This window comes from Catonella morbi ATCC 51271, from assembly GCF_000160035.2.
Lineage (GTDB): Bacteria > Bacillota > Clostridia > Lachnospirales > Lachnospiraceae > Catonella > Catonella morbi.
On record NZ_KI535370.1, the window covers coordinates 285387 to 307616 of the forward strand.

Genomic DNA, 22230 nt, shown 5'->3' on the forward strand with positions numbered 1-22230 from the left:
CTTAACTCATCCATCATTTTGATAGTTTTCAATAAAGCAATCTACGCTATTATATATAGTTTCAATCAAATCCTACATCCTAAGCATCAGCTCTTTATCTACCACTTCACCATTTTCAATATATATCCTGTGAACTCTCTTGCTTACGGCACATACCAGTTCATAGGGAATTGTTCCCGCCATTTCAGCCATAGCTTCTATTGGATTATTTTCTCCGAATATTTCAATCTCACTGCCCACATCAATACTAAACTTGTCCGTAAGGTCAATCATACACATATCCATGCAGATTCTGCCTCTTTGCCTTACTGCTCCTTCTTCTGTCATAAAGGAATACTTATTTGACAGACAGCGCATAAAGCCATCAGCATAACCATAAGGCACAACTCCCATGCGGGTTTTTCCTGTGGTTGTATAGATTCCTCCGTAGCTTATCTTCGTTCCTTTTGGATATACCTTAATTGTACTTACTGTAGTTTTCATAGACATAACAGGCTTTAGACCAAGTGCTTTTGCAAACTCCCCATAGCCATAGAGCAAAAGACCGGGGCGTACCATGTCCATATAACTGTCAGGACGGTTTACTGTGGCTCCCGTATTGGCACAATGGTGAAGCAAAAATGCCTTGCCTGACTTTTTTTCTACCTCTGTAATCACAGCCTTAAAAAGCTCAAGCTGGTGGTCTGTATACTCCTTACATTCTTCGCCGTCTTCATCAGATACTGCAAAATGTGTAAATATTCCCTCCGCATCCAGATTCGAAAGTTTACATACATTCACTATCCCTTCTATACCATGTTCAAAATGCTCACCCTCACAAAGATAGCCAAGCCTTGACATTCCCGTATCTACCTTTATATGTATTTTAAGCGTCCCTTTGCATTTTACTGCCTCTGCGCTGTATTCAAGAGCCTTCGCCTCACAGGTTACAGCCTGAGTTATGTTAAAACAGATAAGCCTGTCAACCTGCTCCCTCGGAGTATGTCCTAAGATGAGTATGGGCATGGTTATTCCGTTAAATCTAAGCTCCATTGCCTCATCTATACTGCTGACAGCAAGATAATCAGCCCCTAATTCCTGTAACTTTGCTCCCACCTTCACAGAGCCATGTCCATAGGCATCCGCCTTTACTATACCGGCAAACTTAACATTTTCTCCGATATGCTCTTTTATTTTTTTATAATTATATTCTATCGCATCCAGGTTGATTTCTGCCCAGGTTCTTTTAAGTGTTGATTTCATCTCTATCCTCTTTTCGTAAGCTTTACATCCAAACATTAGTCAACAATTATAGTCCAAAGTCTTAAAAATACAAGTACTTATCCCTAATTAATGAATGCTCAACAAGCAATCAATTTAAATATCATCTTATTTTGCATAAATTTTAGTGTATTTTTTAATCGTATATACCTTGAAAATATCAGCGTCAAAAATTGAGACAAAAAAGTAGACAGTATCCGGTCTACATTCATTGCTATAAATGATAATGCAATCGAATTTCTTGTGGTTTTATCAAGCTTTGTTACCAGCAGTCCAAGTCCGTAGCTGTGCTTAGCAAGGGCAAATGCACGTTCAACAGCTATGCGGTTAGCATTATCACGGTGCTCCTGCTTTTTGTCTGATATATCCTTCTGTTTCGGTCTACCAAGTGCAGGTCCTGACATTCGGATTTCTTTCTTTTTGCAGAAGTCCCTGTTTATCCGGTTTCTGTATATCTTGTCAACAAGAACTCTTTCAGGATAATGACCGGTACGTTGTTTGTAGTTTTTAATTGCAGAAATCAGTACATCAGATTCATTATAAGCATCGAATGAAAGACGCTCAATTCTTGCCATTCCTTTTTCGTCTATACTGACATCAAGCTTTGCCCCAAACTCTGTAGGAGATTTTGCTTTACCTCTAACAATCGGGCGGATATACGGCTGACTGATGCTTACAATCCTGTCCGGAACGGAATGAGTGTTGTTATCATACATAAACTTCTGCTGTTCATAAACTTTATCAATAACAGCAATACGCTCCAGTTGTTTTGGTGTCAGCTCACTGCCTTTGCCAAGTAAAGCCTCAATATAACCTCTGTCTCTCCGAATGTACTGTAACTGCTGTTTAATTGCTTTTCGTATCTTCTTTGCACTGCGCTTTTTGGACTTTGCGAGATTCAAATAGTCTTTTCTGGCATTTTTACGGTACATCCTCGGTGTGTGGTAACTATATTTCAAACACAGATAATCAATAATGCCTTCCAGGTTCTCGCGTGCTTCGTTCAAAAGATTAACATCCTGTGGATATTTAATGTTCTGAGGTGCACATGTTGCATCAAGAATCAATGTACCGGCATTATCATCCTTGTTTGATTCATCATCTGAGGATGTATCTCCACCTGAATGATTACTGTTGTCAGGAGAGTTATATGCAATAATCATCTCATTGATTTCAGCAAGCACTTCCGGAGTCAGCCGCTTTCTAAAATAAACAAGAAGAGATGGTACAAACGGCGGTGCAGACTGATATCCCGGCAATCCGATAAAGTACTGCATATATGGATTTTCCGTGATTTCATCCAGCAATTCTCTGTCAGAAAATTCAAGACTCTTTTGAATTAAAAGAGAACCGAGCGCCATACGCAGAGGCTTTGCAGGCATTCCTGTATTACTCGGAAATAGCTTTGCATATTTCTCTTCGATTGCATCCCAGGGAATTGTAGCCGCTTTTTTTATCCATCTGTTCTCAGGATTCATTTTGAGCCCCATAGGCTGATTGAAATCTGTAATACTGTATTGATGATACTGATTTTTTTTATACATTTTTACTCCTAAGTGCAAGGTTTTTTATTGTTTTCTGTGTTTTTTCTTGCACTTACATTATACCATATCTAGACTAAAAATGCAGTATTTATAAGGATTTGCATATGATTTTTATGTTATTGAGCACTCATTAATTATTCACAAAACATCTTACTAAATATCGTAATCAAGCCACATACTCCCCCAATTACTATATTTTACATATGTTTGGCAATATCACATCAACTGCCGACACCTACAAACTGGCTGTTATAAAGTTCTGAATAAAATCCTTTCTTTTCAAGAAGCTCTTCATGATTTCCCTGTTCTATTATCTTTCCTGCCTTCATTACAAGGATGATATCAGCTTCTTTTATAGTTGAAAGCCTGTGTGCAACTATAAAGCTTGTTCTGCCTTCCATCAAGCGGTTAAATGCTTTTTGGATTTTGATTTCAGTTCGGGTATCAATGGAAGAAGTTGCTTCATCAAGTATAAGCATAGGAGGCAGCAGAAGCATAACTCTGGTTATACATAAAAGCTGCATCTGCCCTTTGGAAAGTCCGCTTCCATCCTCATCTATTACTGTATTGTAGCCACCTTTAAGCTTGCTTATAAAACTATGAGAATGAGCCGCCTTCGCCGCTGTTATTACTTCCTCGTCTGTAGCATCAGGCTTTCCCAAAACTATATTTTCCCTGATAGTACCATTTCTGAGCCAGGTCTCCTGAAGTACCATTCCGTATGATTTTCTGAGGCTATGTCTTGTAAGCTCTCTTATATCAGTATTTTCTACCTTTATACTTCCGCTGTCAACATCATAAAATCTCATAAGCAGATTGATAATAGTTGTCTTGCCACAGCCCGTAGGCCCTACTATGGCTATTCTATGACCCTTTTTCACACTTAGATTAAGCCCTTCTATCAGCTTTTTATCTTTGACATAAGAAAATGACACATTCTCTAAGTCTATATCGCCTATATTGTTTGTTATTTTTTTATCAATTTCATTTGACTTATCTGCTCCTAGTACAGTTTTCCCGTCTTCTGCCTCAATATCCTCATTTATAAGTTCAAGAAGTCGCCCTGCACAGGCTATAGCATTTTGAAGCTCGGTAATTATTCCCGAAATTTCATTAAAAGGCTTGGTATACTGGTTTGCATAAGCCAAAAATGCAGAAAGTCCGCCTACGCTTATACCTCCGTTTACCACCTGAAATGCTCCCACAAGCCCAACCAGAGCATAGACAATATTGTTGACAAATCTTGTAGCCGGATTGGTGATTGATGAAAAAAATATAGCTTTAAGAGAAGCCTTTTCTATTTTTTCATTTATTTCGTCAAAGGCCTCAACTACCTTTTCTTCCCTGCCATAAGCCTTGACAACCTCCATACCTCCTATCATTTCGTTAATCAAAGAGGTCTGCTCCGCTCTGGTTTCGGACTGTAGCTTAAAGAAAGAATAGGTATGCTTAGAAATAAAGCGTGCTACAAGTAAGGACAACGGAGTCAGCACCATTACTATAAGTGCCGTAAATATATCAATTCTGAGCATAAATACAAGAGTGCCCAGTATGGTTGCAATTCCTGTAAAGCTCTGTGTAAATCCAAGCAAAAGTCCGTCTGAGAACTGGTCTGCATCTGCAATTACCCTGCTTACTATATCACCTGTAGAATGTGAATCCAAATAACTTAAAGGAAGCCTTTCAATCCTTTTAAAAGCATCATTTCTGATATCCCTTACTACGTTATAGGCTATTTTATTATTTATAGTAGTCATCAGCCATTGAAACAGTGAGGTAGTACCTGCAACTATGACTGCTGTTATAATTATTTCAAATATTTTATCAAACTTTGTCTGCCCGCTTCCCACTATAAGGTCAATGGCATCACCGAATAATATAGGCAGATACAATGTCAAAACCACTGTAATCATCGCCATTACAAGTGATACAAAAAGCAGTATTTTATAATGTCCTATATAAGCAAGAACTGCTTTAATTATCTTTTTGTTATCTTTCATATTTACTCCCATTATTTATACTGAGAATTATAAATCTCTTTATATACCTCACAATTTCCAAGCAACTCTTCGTGCTTTCCGAGCCCTACCATATCGCCGTCATCCAGCACTACTATCTTATCTGCCTTCATAATCGAAGAAGTACGCTGAGATACTATAAATACTGTCGGCTTATAATCCAGTGCATTAATAGCTTTTCTAAGTGCTAAATCTGTTGCATAGTCAAGGGCGGATGAACTGTCATCAAGAATAAGAATTTCAGGCTTGCCTACAATCGCTCTTGCGATAGAAAGTCGTTGTTTCTGTCCGCCGGAAAGGTTTCTGCCTTCCTGTTCTATTATAAAATCAAGTTTCCCTTCTTTGGAATTTATTACATCTTCTGCCTGAGCTATATGTATTGCTTCCATTATCTCATCATCAGTCGCGGTTTCATTTCCCCATTTTATATTATCCCTTATACTTCCCTTAAAAAGTGAAGCTTTCTGTAAAACAACAGCCACTGTTTTTCTAAGTTCCTTAAAGGTATAATCAGCTACAGCCTTCCCTTTAACCCTTATTTCACCTTCACTTACATCATAAAATCTTGGAATAAGGCTGACCAGAGAGGTCTTTCCCGAACCTGTTCCTCCGATTATACCTATAGTTTCACCTTTTTTTACAGTAAAACTTATATTATTCAAAGCATTTTCTTCTTTATCTGCGGAAGCCCTACCATTATAGTTTAGAGTTACATCTTTAAATTCAACTATACTGTCTGCATTTTCATTTTTAATAAAAGCATCTGTGCCTTCTTCCATGCCCGGCTCTATTTCAAGTATGCTCTGTACCCTGTTGCCACAGGCTATTGAACGGGTAATATTAAGGAACATATTTGCAAATTTTACAAGCTCTATAAGAATCTGCGACATATAGTTATAAAGTGCCACAATCTGTCCTTTAGTGAGGACACCGTCTTCAACACGAACAGCCCCCTTATATATCAGTGCCGCTATACCTATATTTATAATTACATAAGTCAGGGGGTTCATCAAAGAAGATACCATTCCAACCTTTTTACTTATGCCGGTTAAAAATGCATTGGAAGCCTCAAAGTTCTTTATTTCCTCATCTTCCTTGCAAAATGCTCTAATAACTCTTACTCCGGTAAGATTTTCCCTTGTCTTTCCAAGCACCTTGTCAAGAGCTGATTGAACTTCCTTATACCTTGGAATACACCAATGCATGACTCCAAATACAACAGCGGACAGCACAATTATGGTAATTACGAAGATAACCGCAATTTGAGTATCTATGGTAAATGCCATAACTACCGCACCAAGCACTATAAACGGTGAACGAAGAAACAGCCTGAGCGTAAGGTTGACACCGGTCTGAATCTGGTTCATATCACTTGTAAGTCTTGTTATAAGTGTATTGGTACCAAGCCTGTCTATATCTGAAAATGAAAGCTTCTGAATATGGGAAAATACTGCGTGTTTCACCTGTTTAATAAAACCGACACTGGCTTTGGCCGCAAAAAACTGGGCTGTAATTGAAAATGTAAGCCCCACAAAGCCCAGTCCTACAAGCACAAGACAGAGCCTTATTATAAGTCCCTTATCATTGCCGCCTATTCCTTTATCTATTATATACGCCATCACAAGCGGTACTATGAGGTCAAGGCAGGCTTCAAATAGTTTGAAAAGAGGACCTAAGATACTTTCCATAGTGTAATCTCTGATGTATATCAATAATTTCCTCAATGTTTGTCTCCTAAGTTATCGAATTTAACCTACATAGTATAGCACAACTGTAAAGGCAAAAAAATCCCCTTACAGTTCTTTTACTAAAACTGCAAGGGAAAAGTATATATTCTGTATCTTTTCTCCCTATCGAAATTCCTATATCTTTTTGCTATAATTTCCTTAAAAAGTGTAACCTATTCCCTCTAAAAAGTGTTTATAAGGGTGAAAGCCATTTACCAATATACCAAAAAGAAAGGAAATCGCCATCTTGGATGATAAAAGAATCGTTGAACTATACCTTCTTCGTGACGAAGCTGCAATAGAGCATACCAAAGAGAAATATGGTAACCGGCTGCGCAGTTTATCTTATGGAATAGTTGCTGACAGTCAGACCGCTGAGGAATGTGAAAATGATACCTATATGAAAATCTGGAATACTGTACCTCCACATGAGCCGAGAACTTACCTTTATCCATTTCTTGCGCGCATAATTCGCCATATTTCTCTAAACTGCTGCCGCAGTCGTAACAGTTTAAAGCGTAGTGCTTTTGTATGTGAACTGACCTCAGAAATGGAACAATGTATACCTTCACAAAATGACCTGTCCTGTCTGATAGATGATATTGCATTTGGTGAAGCTATCAATAGTTTTCTAAGTTCACTAAACAAAGAAAAAAGAACCATCTTTGTCAGGAGATATTGGTATCTGGATTCTATAGAAAATATAGCCACACGATTTGCTTTATCTGAAAGTAAAGTTAAAACTACTCTATTCCGCTGTCGTGGTAAGCTGCGTGAGCATCTTGAGAAGGAGGGATACACTATATGAACGGAAATGAATTTTTAGATAAAATGGAACTTATTAAGCCTGAATACGTTGAAGAAGCTGATATTAAGCCTAAAAAGCAGATGGCTAACCGGATTAAATGGGTTTCTTTGGCTGCAGGTATTACACTTGTTATTTTTGCAGGAACTAAGCTTTTGTCACAAAATAATCCAGTACAAAATACTCAAATTAATAGCAATACTTTAGCACATGACAATGTTGCTAAAGATTCTACTGTACAAAATACTACCGGTAATAAGCCTGATCTTCCAAAGCTTACCATTACTGAGAATAATATAGATGGAATGGGTTTTGAGGGGTATATGGCTTATGATATCTCAGAACTTATAAATGCAAATCCATGGCAGGAAGATATTCCCCTGACTACACTGCCTGTATATAAAAGAGCTGTGGACGTGCGTTCCTCTTACTCTATTGTAACCGGAGCGGATTGGGATAAAATAAAAGAGTTTATTTTAACCACAGCTGAAAGACTCGGACTGGATAAAAATAAAGTTATAGTTACTGATAATTTTGACCAAAATGAACTACAATGGAAAAATATAGAAAAATCAAGAAAAAATGATCCTTCCATACCTTATGGCCATCTTCCTACAGATTCACTTATAATAAATGCAGATGGTGTAGAAATTGAAGCAGACCAGTTTATGACTATCGGAATCTCTTTTACTCCGGCTCTTTCCCTTCCGGATAATTTTAATTTTGATTATCATGCTTCATATAAGGATAATGTTGTTGCCGCCGATTATTTTAAAACTAAGTATAAAAATCTGATAGGCTTTGATAATCCACAGGTAAATATTACAGGCGGTAACTACAATATTTATGCTGAGCAGAGCTTTGATATTGAATTTTATAATAAAAGCAGTGATTATACTGAAAACATTATAAACTATAATTTTAACCGGGTAATATTCTGTCATAATAATGAAAATTCTCTTAATTTTATAAGAATTTTCAAGCCGGATTTAACTAAAAAGCTTGGAAATTATCCTATTATAAGCGCAGTACAGGCAAGAGAATTGCTTATAAAAGGCAATTATTCGACCTCTGTTCCTTACAAAATGCCGGGAGAGAAATATATCAGAAAAGTTGAACTTGTCTACCGTACAAGCGAAATGGAAGAAATTTATATGCCTTATTACCGGTTCTATACAGAATTACCGGAAGAAAAACCGGAACATGGGTTAAAAACTTATGGCGCATATTATGTACCTGCTGTTGAAGGCTCTTATCTTACCAATATGCCTGTCTATGACGGAAGATTTAATTAATAAGAAAAATCCCCTTGCAACTGCTTATTAAAATTGCAAGGGGAAAATCTTTTTAACATCATTTAAGAATTACATCATTGCTTATTATAATGCTGCAAATCCTTCTTCAAGATCCGCTATAATATCATCTATATGTTCTGTTCCTATTGAAAGCCTTATTGTATTAGGTTTAATATTCTGTTCTGCAAGCTCCTCTTTTGAAAGCTGAGAATGAGTTGTAGATGCAGGATGAATTACAAGTGACTTTACATCAGCAACATTTGCAAGGAGAGAGAAAATCTTCAGATTGTCTATAAACTTCCAAGCTTCTTCCTGGCCTCCTTTAATTTCAAAGGTAAAGATGGAAGCCCCTCCGTTAGGGAAATACTTTTTATAGAGATTGTGGTCAGGATGTTCTTCAATCGAAGGATGGTTTACCTTCTCAACCTTAGGATGATTTTTTAGATATTCAATCACCTTCTTTGTATTTTCACTGTGCCTGTCCAGTCTCAAAGACAATGTTTCAACTCCCTGTAAAAGAAGGAAGGCATTAAACGGTGATAGCGTTGCACCGGTATCTCTTAAGAGGATAGCACGAATATAGGTTACAAAGGCTGCCTGTCCAACCGCATCATAAAATGATATCCCATGATAGCTCGGATTAGGCGCAGATATATTAACAAACTTTCCGCTTTCCTTCCAGTTAAACTTGCCTGACTCAATTATGACTCCGCCCAGGGTGGTTCCATGACCTCCTATGAACTTTGTCGCAGAATGAACTACAATATCTGCTCCATGCTCTATCGGTCTGATGAGATAAGGTGTTCCGAAAGTGTTATCCACTACAACAGGAAGTCCATATTTATGAGCAAGCTGTGAAACTGCATCAATATCAGGAATATCACTGTTAGGATTTCCAAGAGTTTCTATAAAAACAGCTCTTGTATTATCTTTTATGGAAGCTTCAACTTCACTTAGATTATGTATATCAACAAAGCTGGTTTCAATCCCGTATTGAGGAAGTGTATGTGCCAGAAGATTATAGCTTCCGCCATAAATTGTTTTTTGTGCTACTATATGTCCTCCGTTTGCCGCTAAAGCTTCAATCGTATAAGTTATTGCCGCCGAACCTGAGGCAAGAGCAAGGGCTGCACTTCCGCCCTCTAAAGCAGCTATTCTTTTTTCCAAAACTTCCTGTGTTGAATTGGTAAGTCTGCCATAGATATTGCCCGGATCTGCTAAGCCAAATCTGTCTGCTGCGTGTTTACTGTTATGAAATACATAAGATGTTGTCTGATAAATAGGTACTGCTCTGGCATCTGTTACAGGATCTGCTTCTTCCTGTCCAACATGTAACTGTAAAGTCTCAAATTTATATTTGCTCATAGTATCAATCTCCTTTTCTGATGATATTGTGTTTACTCTTAACATAACCGGTTGTTTTTTGATGGGATTATATTATCACCTTTTTTATCATTTGAAAAATCGATTGATTTTATGCTTTGTTATAAATATAGCTTATATCAACAATATATAACCCAAGTAATTTTATAAGAACCGGGCAAACATCCTAAAAGATTATTATATTATGATGTTGGTGTCAAAAGAAGGATATAATATAACATACCGTAAATGCAAGAAAAAATCCCCTTGCAATTTCTTAATTGAAAATGCAAGGGGAAATGCAAAGGAAAAATGTACAGTAACAGCCATAGAATTTCTTCTTTATCAGAACTTGGTTTACTTAATATCTGCCCACTCTATATAACGCACCATATTTTAAAGGTATTATCACCTTTCCTGTTTTATTAATAAAACCAAATTTCAATTCCTTGTCTATCTCTTTACCGACAAGAGCTAATCCTTCATTAAAATACCAAGTAACATCATACTTTAGAGGAATTATCATTTTACCTTTTCTATTTACGAAACCCGATTTGCCATTCCAACGCACCAGCATTAAACCTTCTATAAATTGAGTAGAGTCCTCAGTAACATCATATTTTATTGGTATTACTTTCTTACCTTGTTTATTTATAAAACCAAATTTATATCCTTTTGACACATAAAGTAAGCCATTTTGATATCCGAACCCTATACTGTCATAATTTAATTTAAGGGCTGTTTTACCTTTCTTGTCTATACATACATTCTTGCCATTTTTAATTACAATCGCTAATCCCTCACTAAAAGAACATACATTGTCATACTTTAATGCTATTACTTCTTTACCTAGTTTATTTACAAACCCCCATTTACCGGCCTTCTCTACAGCTGCTAAACCCTCACTAAAAAATCTTACGTTATCATACTTTAACGGCACTACTTCCTGACCTTGGTTATTTACAAAACCATATTTATCATCCTTATATACACCAATTAAACCCTCAATAGAAATTCCGACTCCATCATATTTTATTTCTACTACTTCCTTACCTTGGTTATTAACAAGCCCCCATTTACCATCCATCTGTACAGCTGCTAAACCCTTGTAAAATTCCGTCTTTTTGTCATACCTTAATGAAACTGCCTCATCACCTTGGATATTGACAAAACCCCATTTACCATCCAGCTGTACAGCAGCTAAACCCTCTTTAAAATTTCCCACACTATCATACTTTAATGGCACTACTTCCTTCCCTTGTTTATCAACAAAACCATATTTACCATTCTTACTCACGCCTGCTAAACCCTCGCTAAAACAATCAGCCACACCGTCATACATTAGAGGAACTACTATTTCATCTTTTTTATTGATAAAACCATATCTTCCCTTTTTCCCTACCTTACTTACACCTTCTACAAAGCCATACGCATAATCATACTTTAGCGGTATGACTATTTTACCTTTTTTATCCATGAAACCATAATTACCTTTACCATCGAACTCACTTTGGTCTGAAATTAAAATCAATCCCCCCATAACTGAGCTGTCACAATAATATTTTTTTGTATCGGCAGCCTTTACTTCTGTAGGTGTTATCAATCCACACAATAGTGTTATTATTATAATGAAACTTATTTTTTTTATATGTCCTTTAATCTTATTCATATCTTCCCACCCTCTTATTTTGATAATTTCCCAAAATATCCCATCTTATTCCAAGTATTTGCTTTAGATATTCCACAAGATGTTTCTTGAATAATATTGGTTTAACTTATTTAACATACTTTTTTATATTATCCAAGGTTACTATATTCCATCCACCATTTATTTTTTTGAATTTAGAAGCAAACTTATCATATTTTTCCACAGATATTTCTTTTGGCTTACCATCTACCAGTTTAGTGCAAGTATTCTCTATTGTTTAATCAGTAAGCATCGAAGTTCTCTCAATGCGATGATAAATTTGAGTAAAAATACCCTTTTTGTCAAGTTTATATATAACTTCGTGGTTGCTGATAGTGTCATCTCTTGCACTATAAAATGGTATCATAAGATAATTCTTATACGATAGATAATCATTCTGCCACATCGCATCATCAATCAATGACTTCTCACCAATTTCTGATACATAATAAAACTTAGTCTTTATAGCTTTATTATTCTTATTAATATAGACAGCACCGTCTCCTGTTGATCTTCCATTAGCATAGCTGCCAAAGTATCCTATAAGCAGTTCTTTTTTTCCATCATCATTAATATCAGCAATTATAAAATACGGTTTACCACCCATACCTTCCATTTCAGCTTCTTGAACCAGGATATCCTTCAATATCTTTACATATTCTTTCTTCACAGCCTTGCTAAGCCCTTTTGCATATGCAGATACAGTGTAATTACCTATTGCAAGCAAAACTAAGAATAAAACTATAATATAATTTCTTATTCTTTTACTCACTCTATTTTCCTCCTGAAAAATTTGATAATATTCTAACCAAGCTTTTATAGACGAAAATGTTAATTGGGACTATTTAAATACATCCTTATATAAAATCTGAACTTCCTTAGGATTATTAACCGGGATTCTGACATAATATCTCTCTACAATATCATATTCATATATCTCCCCAACGCTTCCCTCATTAAATCTACTTCTATCTAACATCATAAATAGGTTCCCATCTATGTATGCTTCAGCTGAAACAGTATATTCATCAGGCATTGTCGCCTTAATCTTAAGCAGCTTAAGTAAATCATTTGTAATTAATTTTTTCCTTCCCTTTGAATCATAAAAATATAATACTTTACCATAAAGATGTGTTGAATTTCTTAGGCTAAATGTTTCAACCTTTCCTTTATTATCCACATTAAAATCTTTTGTATAATAAGTTTCTCCACCATCATACATCATCTTTCCTAATAAATTCTTAGTCATCAGTTTTAAGCTGTTTTTCTTATTAGGATGAGCCTTATATACACAGCCACCCATTAAATGTCCGGCATTTCCTGAATGCAACGACATTGAAAAATAAATATCTGATTTTTTTCTTTTCATTTGAAGCAGTTCACAGGAATCTGTACCTGAAAGTAATTTTTCAAAATTTATTTTCCCCAATAAAACAGGGGCTTTATTTGATTTTAAATCCTTACACCATATTTTTGTAGAATTTTCGGAATAATTAAGTTTCTGATAGATTGCGTAACGGCCATCAGTTTTCATTGAAAACTCAAACCGCTCTCCCACATTCAATTCGGAATCCTTTTCCCCATTCTTAAATATAATGCTTTTAATAATCTTATTTACACCCTGATTGTTTTCTTCATATTGGTTAACAACAAGATATTCTTTATTAAAACAGCCCAGTATACGCCCTTTATCAGTTAATTCCCTGTACTCATTTCCGTTTTCATCCACAGAATATACCACATCCTCATGCTGCATATAAAATCTGTTATTCATATAATAGAATTCACCTCCGGCATCATCAAATGCCTTGGATACCTCTTTGGTTGCATTATCATAAACAGCGATAAAAGAGCCTTTTTCTCCTGTAGGATAGGATAAGTATGCAGCCCAAGGCGCGCTTTTAGACAAAGCATTTTTCCCGAATTTCCTAAAATATACCTTATCTCCTATTTTCAGGAAATATTCAGCCTTTGCCGGCATAGTTTGAAACATAAGACTTGTCATAAATACTGAAATAAAAAGTAATACACTTAAGAATCTGCTCTTAATTCTTCTTTTCTTTAATTCTATACTCATATCAAACCCTCCTCATATAAATTGTTCACAAGATACACTTTCCCCTACAATGCTATAACACAATTTTTATCTTGATAATCCCTCCTTCCGTAACTTCGGCACCTATCTTACCTCCATGTCCTTCCACTATAGCCTTTGCCATAGAAAGCCCTATTCCATGTCCGCCTGTTTCAGAGTTTCTGGATGCATCTGCCCTGTAAAATCTGTCAAAAAGATATTCTGCATTTTCTTTAGTCAAATTCTCTGTCAGATTAGATGCTTCTATTATTATATGTCCATTCTTCTTTTTAAGTTCAAAGTTTATATTACCCTCGCCTGCGGAATATTTAATCGCATTATCAAATATGATATTCAATAGTTCCCTTATACCTTCAATATCACCATTAAGAGTAAGCTTAGGTTCTACTTTGGCTGTAAGCTTCTTGCCGTTTACTTTGGCGAGTCCTGAGAAAGAATTAGCAGTCTCTGCGGCAAGCTCTGATATTGAAAAATCCGTAAACTTAAGGCTGTCCTTTCCTTCATCCAGCTTTGAGAGATGAATAAGAGCATTGGTCAGCCTTGTAAGCCTCCTGACCTGTGTCTTAATATCGCTTAGCCACTCATTTTCCTCTCCGTTTATTTCCATCACACCTATATCAGCCTCTATAATTGCAAGCGGAGTTTTTATTTCGTGCCCCGCATCTGTTATAAATCTTTTCTGCTTCTCATAGCTTTTTGACACAGGAGCTATTATTTTCCCGGAAAAGGCTAAAACTACTGCAAATACGGTAATCCATCCCACAAATGAAGCTGCAAGGCTTACAAATAAAAAATATCTTGTATTGGAAAGACTGTTAAAGCAATCCAGACACAATACAGAATTATATCCGTTTAAGGTGAGCTTCATATATCTGAAATCTTTATAAAAACCTTTATCTGAATTTCCCTTATATATTATCTTTGCATACTTGGAACTGTCTTCCTCAGATACAGAAAATATATTTCCCGTGTCATTAAGCACAACATTTTCTTTGCTGTCAAAGCTTACCACAAAATATCTGCTTTCAAATTTTACTTCCGGGGAAATACCTTCATCAAATGGATCAAAATGTCCTTCCTCATCTCTGTCAGGCGGTCTATGTTTAAATTCTTCCTTGTTGTAATGCTCTGCCAGATAATCTATGGTTCTGTCGGCATTATCTATTATTTTCTTATAATTAATAAAATTAATTCCACCAACTATAAGCCCAAGTATGACAAGGGTTACAGCCATCGACACGGCAATCAGCTTGAAACGAAGCCTTGAAATTATATTATTTTTCTTCATTAATACGGAGAATCCTTTCTACTTTGCCATATTAAGCGAGTATCCCAGATTTCTGGTTACCTTTATCTCTATATCAGCCTTAAGAGAAGCGAGTTTCTTTCTTAAATAAGAAATATAAACCCAGACTACGCTTATATCAGCTTCTGTATCAAAGCCCCAGATTTTTTCCATGAATTTTTCAGCAGAAATGAGATTCTTCGGATAGCTCATTAGCAGTTCCATCATCTGAAACTCCTTATTGGAAAGCTTAAATTCTCCTGTTTTGGTAGAAAGGACAAAACTTGCTCTGTTTAATGAAACATTGCCATATTCAAGCACTGAATCACCCTCTGCCATCTTGCTTCTGGTCATAGCTCTTATTCTTGCAAGCAGTTCCTTCGGCTCAAAAGGTTTGGTAAGATAATCATTTGCCCCAAGATCAAGTCCTTCCACCTTATCGTCTACCTCTGATTTTGCGGTAAGCAGTAAAACCGGTATTAGGTTTCCTTTATTTCTAAGCTCCTTAAGCACAGTCAATCCGTCTTTCTTAGGCATCATTATATCCAAAATCACACCGTCATATGTATCCGTTTCAAGATAATCCAGTGCTTCTTCTCCGTCAAATACTGCATCTACACTATATTTACCGGCTTCAAGTATGGCTTTTACAGCTTTGGAAAGCGATTTTTCATCTTCTGCAAGTAATAATCTCATATCTGCCCTCCTTTTGATGCAAATAATTTAACAATATCCTTATAGCTAACCAAGTTCACATTCCCCATATCCCCCGCTTTCTTTACGCAACCTTTAGTAAATCCTGTCTTCGAGAATACAAAGTAATGCACATTAGTATAGCTAAATAGTCTGCTACGTTCAATCAGCATTTCAAGAATATCTAAATCCACATTCTCATTTCGCCATTTGCACTCAGCAAAAATTGCCGAAGAGCTATCCTGCTCTCCCATAATATCAATTTCAGTCTGAGTTTTATTTTTTGAATCATTGCCCCACCAGCGTCCAAGTGAAACAAATTCTATAGGCATACTTCCTCTCATAAGCTGTTTCCACAAATATTGTGTACATATTTCTTCAAATACTCTTCCCATATAATTAGATAGCCCGGCTTCAATACGCTTATATACAAGATCTGCCCCACCTCGTACAATCATTGGCATATTACCCAGAATAAATTTATACCAAAAACAAAACATATTGTCTTCAATAGAATAAATAGATTTCCTTGAAATTTTCTCACCGTATGGAACTTCTCTCCTGATTATGCCTAAGTCAATCAGGTTTTTAATATATCCTGAACATACTGTGGTACTCTCTCCTACCTTTGTCGATATTTCTGACATTTTAGAATATCCCATTGCTATAGCAGTAACAATCGCATTATAAATCGCAGGCTCTCTGACTTCCTGTTTTAATAGATTTACCGGCTCTTCATACAGGAAGGAAATTGGATTTAAATAAGTATTTTTAATATTCTCCTCTACGCTTAATTTATCATTCATCTGGAGCAGATATTGCGGTGTTCCTCCCACAATACCATACATCAAAGCCTTATCTTCATCCGATAAATCTTTCAAATAATCACAGCATTCTTCAAACTCAAATGGCATAACCTTCAGTTGCGCTGTCCTTCTTCCATATAAGGGTGCCTTGTATGCCAAAACTTTATCCTCCATATATGACATAGAAGAACCACATAGAATGAGCATCAATTTTGATTCATCTTTATTTTTATCAATCAGCATCTGTAATGTAGATGCGAGACTACTTGAGGCTCTAGCTACATAAGGGTATTCATCTATTGCCAGTATAATACGCTCTTTTTTTGCCAGTTCAAATACATATTCAAGTGCAGCCTGAAAAGATGCAAAATAACTGTCAGCCCAAATTCCACTACTAAATTCAATTATGCTTTTACTCAGGTTTTCTAAATTTTGTTTTTCATTGCTCTCTAATCCCATAAAATATATAGATTTTTTATTATCCATAAAATAGTTAATCAATGCTGTCTTTCCTACCCTGCGCCTTCCATAGATTACTGCAAATTCGAATTTATCTGATTTGTACAGACTCTCTAATGCATTAAGTTCTTTTTGTCTGCCAATGAACATGCTAATACCTCCGTTTCTATATACAGTATATTAGTAAATTACAATTTAGTCAACTATACTTTACTAAATTATAGTTGACTAAATATTTTATTTTCTTTTAGTTTCATTTAAGTTTCGTTATTTATAATCACCTCAACAACAAAGAAAGGAGATAAAGCCTATGAGATTTTTAGCAATACCGGCTTATGAGCCTGATGAAAAGTTAATTAAACTGCTTAAGGAAGTGAGTGCATTAAACCTCTTTCAGATAATAGTTGTAAATGATGGCTCAGGTGATAAATTTAACAATATTTTTAATGAAGCAAAAGAATATGCCATTCTGCTTAACCATGGCATAAACAAAGGAAAGGGAGCAGCTCTTAAAACAGCCTTTACCTACATCAAAAACCTTAACACCAACGGCCTTATAGTAACTGCCGATTCAGACGGACAGCATAAGGTAAGTGACATTGTAAAAGTAGCAGACAGTATAAAGACTCACGAAGCTGCCATAACCACAGGAGCAAGATATTTCACCGGAAAAGTTCCACTTAAATCTAAACTTGGAAATACCATAACAAAGTATATTTACTTCCTTGTTTCAGGGCTTTTCCTTAATGATACCCAATGCGGTCTGAGAGCCTTTCCGGTAAGCACAATACCATTTTTGCTTTCCATGAAAGGAGACAGATATGAATATGAAATGAATATGCTCTTGCTTGCAAAGAAAAATGGGCTAAGCATAAAGGAAGTTCCTATAGAAACTGTTTATATAGATGATAACAGCGGAAGCCATTTTAACCCTGTTAAAGATGCAATCAAGATATACGGAGAAATTTTCAGATTTTCACTTTCATCCTTGCTGGCTTTCATCATAGATTATGCTGCTTACGGAATTCTAAGTCTTGTATTTGCCCTGTTTCCTACCAATCTTATGCTAATACTTTCAAATATCGGCGCAAGGCTTATAAGCAGTACAGTTAACTTTAATATAAACAAAAAGTTCGTATTTAAGCATAGTGAGAAAGGTAAGGGAAGCTTAATCAGATATTTTACTCTTGCTGCAGGAATTCTTGGTTTAAATACCCTGATTCTTTTAGGACTTAATACTTTCTCGGGAGGCAATATTTATCTGCTCAAATTAGTAACTGAAATAGTTTGTTTCTTCATCAGTTTTACAGTGCAGAAAGTCTTTGTATTTAAAATGAAGAAGGAAAAACAAAACCCAAATTATTCACGACATAGGTCACAGACCTCTTATTCCATATAATACCGCAGGATAAACTGTTTTCGGTCTGTGACTATGAGGTGATATTACAAAACATCTGCAAAATATCGTAATTTCAAGCCCATGGCTTGATTACGATATTTTACAAGATGTTTCGTGAATAATTGGGGTTAAATAGTAATATTCCAAAATTACCCACGTTTAAGGAGGAAGAACCATGCATAATAAAAAACTATTAAAAAAACCGCTGGCTGTCTGCTTGGCAACCGGACTTCTTACAGCTTCGCTTGACAGCTATGTATTATTAAAAACCTTTGTAATATCTGAAGTTCAGGCTGTGGTTGTTAAAAACACCGGCTCTGATATAGTACAGGCGGCAGAGAATACCGGCACTGCCAATACAAGCTCAAATACAACCGCTAATGACACCGAGAATACAGGCACTACTACAACTGTAGAAAATGGAAGCACCAATAATTCTGCTGTAACTGCCACAGAAAGCTCCGAGAGCGAAAGAACTGTCACAGATTCTTCTTACAAAGACAGCAATGTGGACATAAACATAACTACTGTTCGAAAAAACAATACCACTGTCTATGTGGCAGATATCAAGCTTTCTGATTCAAGCTACTTAAAGACAGCCCTTGCCTATGACTCCTTCGGCACAAATGTAACTGAAACCACATCTTCTATGGCAACAAACAACAATGCAATTTTAGCAGTAAACGGAGACTATTACGGCGCTGACAGAAGCGGTTATGTAATTAAAAACGGTGTAATTTACAGAAATACAGTGAGAAGTGACAGTGAATATCCTGATCTGGCAGTATATAAGGACGGTTCATTTAAGATAATTTACGAAACGGAAGTAACCGCCGAAGAACTGCTTGCGGACGGTGTAGTCAATCTTTTTGCCTTTGGACCTTCTCTTGTAGAAAACGGTGAAATAAGTGTAGACCAAAACACTGAGGTAAGACAGGCTATGACAAAGAATCCCCGTACTGCAATAGGCATTGTAGATAAAAATCATTATATCCTTGTGGTATCTGACGGACGAACCAGCGAAAGCGAAGGTCTCTCCCTCTACGAGCTGGCAGAAGTACTTAAAGAATATGGTGCGACTACAGCTTACAACCTTGACGGCGGCGGCTCTTCTACCATGTATTTTAACGGAAATATTGTAAATAATCCTACTACAAACGGGCATAGAATTTCAGAAAGAGAGGTGAGCGACATTGTTTACATCGGTTATTAAAAATAAAAATACAGTTAAAAATCTTATTATTTGCGGAGGTCTCAGTATCTTCCTGGCAGTATTTGCCTATATCTACGAGATATTCTCCTATGGGCAGTACTCAATATATATGAGGATGATGTTTATATTCCCTCTGATATCAGGAGTTTTCTTATTATTTAAGAATTCCCTGAATAAATATCTGCTTAACACCGCACTCGCAGTTTTTGCAAACGGCTTCTTAGTTAAGGGCATAATTGAAATCTCGGGAAGAAGCTCATCTTTTGATTATCTTTACATAATCACAGGCTGTTTGCTCTTATTCGGAGCGGCTGTATTTAGAAAGAAAAAAGCTTAGCAAATCGAGTAGGAGGCGGTGACTAACCGCCGTCCTCTCACAGCACTGTACGTACGGTTCTCGTATACAGCGCTTTCAATAGTTGACGTGCACAGACTGATATGCTGTGGTTAAATCATAAAAGCCACTGTTTATCAGTCTTTCTTTTGTCATTGCCATGTTTATGGCAACTGTGTGTGTTGTAAACCAATAGCCACGTCTGCTGTTTGCCGCTTTCCATGCCAGGTCTTTAGGAACCCCCATGACCCTCAGATTTCGGTATCTGGTTCTCACACGTTTCCATTGTTTCCATATACACATACGTATTCTGTGATAGAGCCATCCGTTAACGTCATTCATGTTATTCTTCATACTTGCAATTCCATAGTAGTTAAGCCACCCTCTTGCATATACCTTGATTCTTTCAAGGCTTGGCTTGATTGACTGACAGTGCTTACGGGAAGAAAGCTCTTTCAGTCTCGACTTAAACTTCTCCCATGACTTTGAATGAACTCGTACGTATACGCCACTTCTGTTCCTTCCCAATGCAAAGCCAAGGAATTTAAAATTTCGGATTGCAAACACACTGACAGTACGGCTTTTCTTTCGGTTCACTGTAAGTTTCAGCTTCTCCTCGAGATACCTCGTACTACTCTCTAAGAGTCTCTCCGATGCCCTTTTGCTTTTCGCAAGAAGCACTATGTCATCTGCATATCTTATGCATGGGACATCTCGCTTCAAGAGCTCTTGGTCGAACTCATTGAGGTAGATATTCGCAAGCAAAGGGGATAGATTCCCTCCTTGTGGCGACCCTTCATCTGTTTCGATAACTACTCCATTTTCCATTACGCCACTTTTCAGATACCTCTTGATAAGTTGCACTACACGTTCATCTTTTACGTTTTTCCTCAGAAGGTTGATAAGAATCTCGTGGTTGATTGTATCGAAATATTTCGATAAGTCTAAAACTACCGCATATGTGTAGCCCTGTTCAGCGTACTCCTTAACCTTTAGTATTGCTCCTTTTGCGTCTCTGTTCGGACGGTAGCCATAACTGCCGTCTGTAAAAAGTGGCTCATAGATTGGCACTAACTGTTGTGTTATCGCCTGTTGAAGTGTACGGTCTATCACTGTTGGTATGCCAAGCTTTCGCACACCACCATCCGGTTTGGGAATCTCAACTCGTCTTACCGGAGACGGAGTATACTTTCCACAATAGATACGGTCAGTTAACTCCTGTTGATGTTCCCGAAGGTAAGGAAGTGCCTCTTCGATGGTCATTCCATCAATTCCGGGTGCTCCCTTGTTTGCCTTAACTCTCTTTTACGCTCTGTTAAAGTTATCTTTATGCAGTATCGCTTCCAAGAGCTTCGGCTGTGCACTGTCTCTTTCTTTCCATATCAGATTGAATGACCTGCGCGCTTTTGCATACCCTTCATGTTCCGCACTATCTCTTTGCAAACAGCCACTGTTTTCAGTGTTTTCTACCATAACCGGTCATTCCTCCTTTCTCAGTCATACTTGAGATTCCTACTGATTCGGTCCTTTGTCTCTCGACTACTATGACCTCTGCTGACTTCTGTGCGTTCAGCATTGCTTTAGGCAATGGTTACCTCCTTCAGGGCGTATCACACAGACCTCCCCAGGTACCACACGTTTCTTCCTCTCCATCCATCTGCCTCATTTATCATGCATGATTCCGTGTAGTTATAGGACTTCAACTTGAAAAGCAGTCTTATCCTCATGCATAACCTCATATGAGATTTCTGTTCGTCAGACCGGAGATTTGCCCATGAGTTAGTATCTTCCTCATATCCAGCTTCCTTCAGATTCGAGGTCACCCTCGACACCCTTGCCTTCGACTCATCCTTCCCACTACCGGGCGGATTCGGGACTTTAACCCGTTAGAAACGTGCGCCGCTAGGCACACTTTATTAAGGAACCGTCATAATGCCGGTTCCTTATTTATAATTCCTATTTTTAAAAAACTGTCCTTGTCCAACTTTTATAAAGTAAAAAAGAGCCGCCAGAAAGCAGCCTGAACTGCTTCCCGTCAAGTAGACAATTAAAAAAATAAAAATTTTCTGCCATCAGATAGTTTTAATCTGGTGGCAGTTTTTATGCTGCCGCCAGATATTGTTCGTGCTTCTCGAATGGAGTTAAAATTCCCAGTTTTCGTTGTAACCGTCTGGTGTTGTAGTATTCAATGTAATCCTCTATCATTTTCACAAGAGAATCTCTGACTGTAAACCGATTGCCATAATAC

The 22230-nt window shown here is 36.9% G+C and carries 17 protein-coding genes and 1 pseudogene; 5 read left to right on the forward strand and 13 right to left on the reverse strand.

Features of this window, described 5'->3' with window-relative positions; translation table 11 throughout:
- Window positions 1-72 precede the first annotated feature (72 nt).
- The 4 genes from alr to GCWU000282_RS14050 all read right to left on the reverse strand — a co-directional run bounded on the left by alr (window position 73) and on the right by GCWU000282_RS14050 (window position 6546).
- Window positions 73-1242, reverse strand: a complete 1170-nt coding sequence (alr, locus tag GCWU000282_RS14035; RefSeq protein ID WP_035041167.1) for an alanine racemase — start codon at window positions 1240-1242, stop codon at window positions 73-75.
- A gap of 98 nt (window positions 1243-1340) precedes the next feature.
- Window positions 1341-2804, reverse strand: coding sequence for an IS5 family transposase (locus GCWU000282_RS14040; protein ID WP_023355833.1), 1464 nt, complete (start codon window positions 2802-2804; stop codon window positions 1341-1343).
- A gap of 221 nt (window positions 2805-3025) precedes the next feature.
- Entirely contained in the window at window positions 3026-4804 is a 1779-nt protein-coding gene (locus GCWU000282_RS14045; RefSeq protein ID WP_035041291.1) for an ABC transporter ATP-binding protein, read from the reverse strand.
- A gap of 11 nt (window positions 4805-4815) precedes the next feature.
- Complete coding sequence (locus GCWU000282_RS14050; RefSeq protein WP_035041170.1) at window positions 4816-6546, reverse strand: ABC transporter ATP-binding protein; 1731 nt, start codon at window positions 6544-6546, stop codon at window positions 4816-4818.
- A 250-nt stretch (window positions 6547-6796) separates the two neighbouring features.
- Here GCWU000282_RS14050 and GCWU000282_RS14055 point away from each other — a divergent pair, with 250 nt between their 5' ends.
- Both GCWU000282_RS14055 and GCWU000282_RS14060 read left to right on the forward strand, forming a co-directional pair.
- Complete coding sequence (locus GCWU000282_RS14055; protein WP_023355836.1) at window positions 6797-7357, forward strand: RNA polymerase sigma factor; 561 nt, start codon at window positions 6797-6799, stop codon at window positions 7355-7357.
- Window positions 7354-8649 (forward strand): hypothetical protein, encoded by a 1296-nt coding sequence (locus GCWU000282_RS14060; RefSeq protein ID WP_023355837.1) that lies wholly within the window; start codon window positions 7354-7356, stop codon window positions 8647-8649. Before GCWU000282_RS14055 ends, GCWU000282_RS14060 begins: the two co-directional genes overlap by 4 nt.
- Before the next feature lie 84 nt (window positions 8650-8733).
- Here the strand turns inward: GCWU000282_RS14060 and GCWU000282_RS14065 are convergent, their stop codons facing one another.
- The 7 genes from GCWU000282_RS14065 to GCWU000282_RS14095 form a co-directional block, all read right to left on the reverse strand.
- Window positions 8734-10014: an O-acetylhomoserine aminocarboxypropyltransferase/cysteine synthase family protein gene (locus GCWU000282_RS14065; protein ID WP_035041171.1), complete on the reverse strand. Its 1281-nt coding sequence runs from the start codon at window positions 10012-10014 to the stop codon at window positions 8734-8736.
- Between the two features lie 358 nt (window positions 10015-10372).
- Window positions 10373-11680, reverse strand: a complete 1308-nt coding sequence (locus GCWU000282_RS14070; RefSeq protein ID WP_023355841.1) for a WG repeat-containing protein — start codon at window positions 11678-11680, stop codon at window positions 10373-10375.
- Between the two features lie 256 nt (window positions 11681-11936).
- The gene (locus tag GCWU000282_RS14075) at window positions 11937-12470 is read right to left on the reverse strand and encodes a hypothetical protein (RefSeq protein WP_023355842.1); all 534 of its coding nucleotides are present in this window, start codon (window positions 12468-12470) and stop codon (window positions 11937-11939) included.
- Between the two features lie 69 nt (window positions 12471-12539).
- Window positions 12540-13775, reverse strand: coding sequence for a hypothetical protein (locus GCWU000282_RS14080; protein WP_023355843.1), 1236 nt, complete (start codon window positions 13773-13775; stop codon window positions 12540-12542).
- A gap of 52 nt (window positions 13776-13827) precedes the next feature.
- The gene (locus GCWU000282_RS14085) at window positions 13828-15081 is read right to left on the reverse strand and encodes a sensor histidine kinase (protein ID WP_023355844.1); all 1254 of its coding nucleotides are present in this window, start codon (window positions 15079-15081) and stop codon (window positions 13828-13830) included.
- An 18-nt stretch (window positions 15082-15099) separates the two neighbouring features.
- Window positions 15100-15774: a response regulator transcription factor gene (locus tag GCWU000282_RS14090; RefSeq protein WP_023355845.1), complete on the reverse strand. Its 675-nt coding sequence runs from the start codon at window positions 15772-15774 to the stop codon at window positions 15100-15102.
- The gene (locus tag GCWU000282_RS14095; RefSeq protein WP_023355846.1) at window positions 15771-17186 is read right to left on the reverse strand and encodes an ATP-binding protein; all 1416 of its coding nucleotides are present in this window, start codon (window positions 17184-17186) and stop codon (window positions 15771-15773) included. The genes GCWU000282_RS14090 and GCWU000282_RS14095 overlap by 4 nt, the downstream gene beginning before the upstream one ends.
- 160 nt (window positions 17187-17346) lie before the next feature.
- On the opposite strand from GCWU000282_RS14095, the gene GCWU000282_RS14100 reads away from it, so the two are divergent.
- From GCWU000282_RS14100 to GCWU000282_RS14110, 3 genes are all read left to right on the forward strand, one after another.
- Entirely contained in the window at window positions 17347-18435 is a 1089-nt protein-coding gene (locus tag GCWU000282_RS14100; protein WP_023355847.1) for a bifunctional glycosyltransferase family 2/GtrA family protein, read from the forward strand.
- 175 nt (window positions 18436-18610) lie between these two features.
- On the forward strand, window positions 18611-19648 hold the full coding sequence (locus GCWU000282_RS14105; RefSeq protein ID WP_023355848.1) for a phosphodiester glycosidase family protein: 1038 nt from the start codon (window positions 18611-18613) through the stop codon (window positions 19646-19648).
- The gene (locus tag GCWU000282_RS14110) at window positions 19629-19985 is read left to right on the forward strand and encodes a hypothetical protein (protein ID WP_023355849.1); all 357 of its coding nucleotides are present in this window, start codon (window positions 19629-19631) and stop codon (window positions 19983-19985) included. Before GCWU000282_RS14105 ends, GCWU000282_RS14110 begins: the two co-directional genes overlap by 20 nt.
- A gap of 75 nt (window positions 19986-20060) precedes the next feature.
- Here GCWU000282_RS14110 and ltrA read toward each other — a convergent pair.
- Together ltrA and GCWU000282_RS17590 are read right to left on the reverse strand one after the other, a co-directional pair.
- Window positions 20061-21455: pseudogene (gene ltrA / locus GCWU000282_RS14115) on the reverse strand (group II intron reverse transcriptase/maturase).
- A gap of 627 nt (window positions 21456-22082) precedes the next feature.
- A partial coding sequence (locus GCWU000282_RS17590; protein ID WP_035041174.1) for an IS3 family transposase occupies window positions 22083-22230 on the reverse strand: 148 nt, incomplete at its 5' end.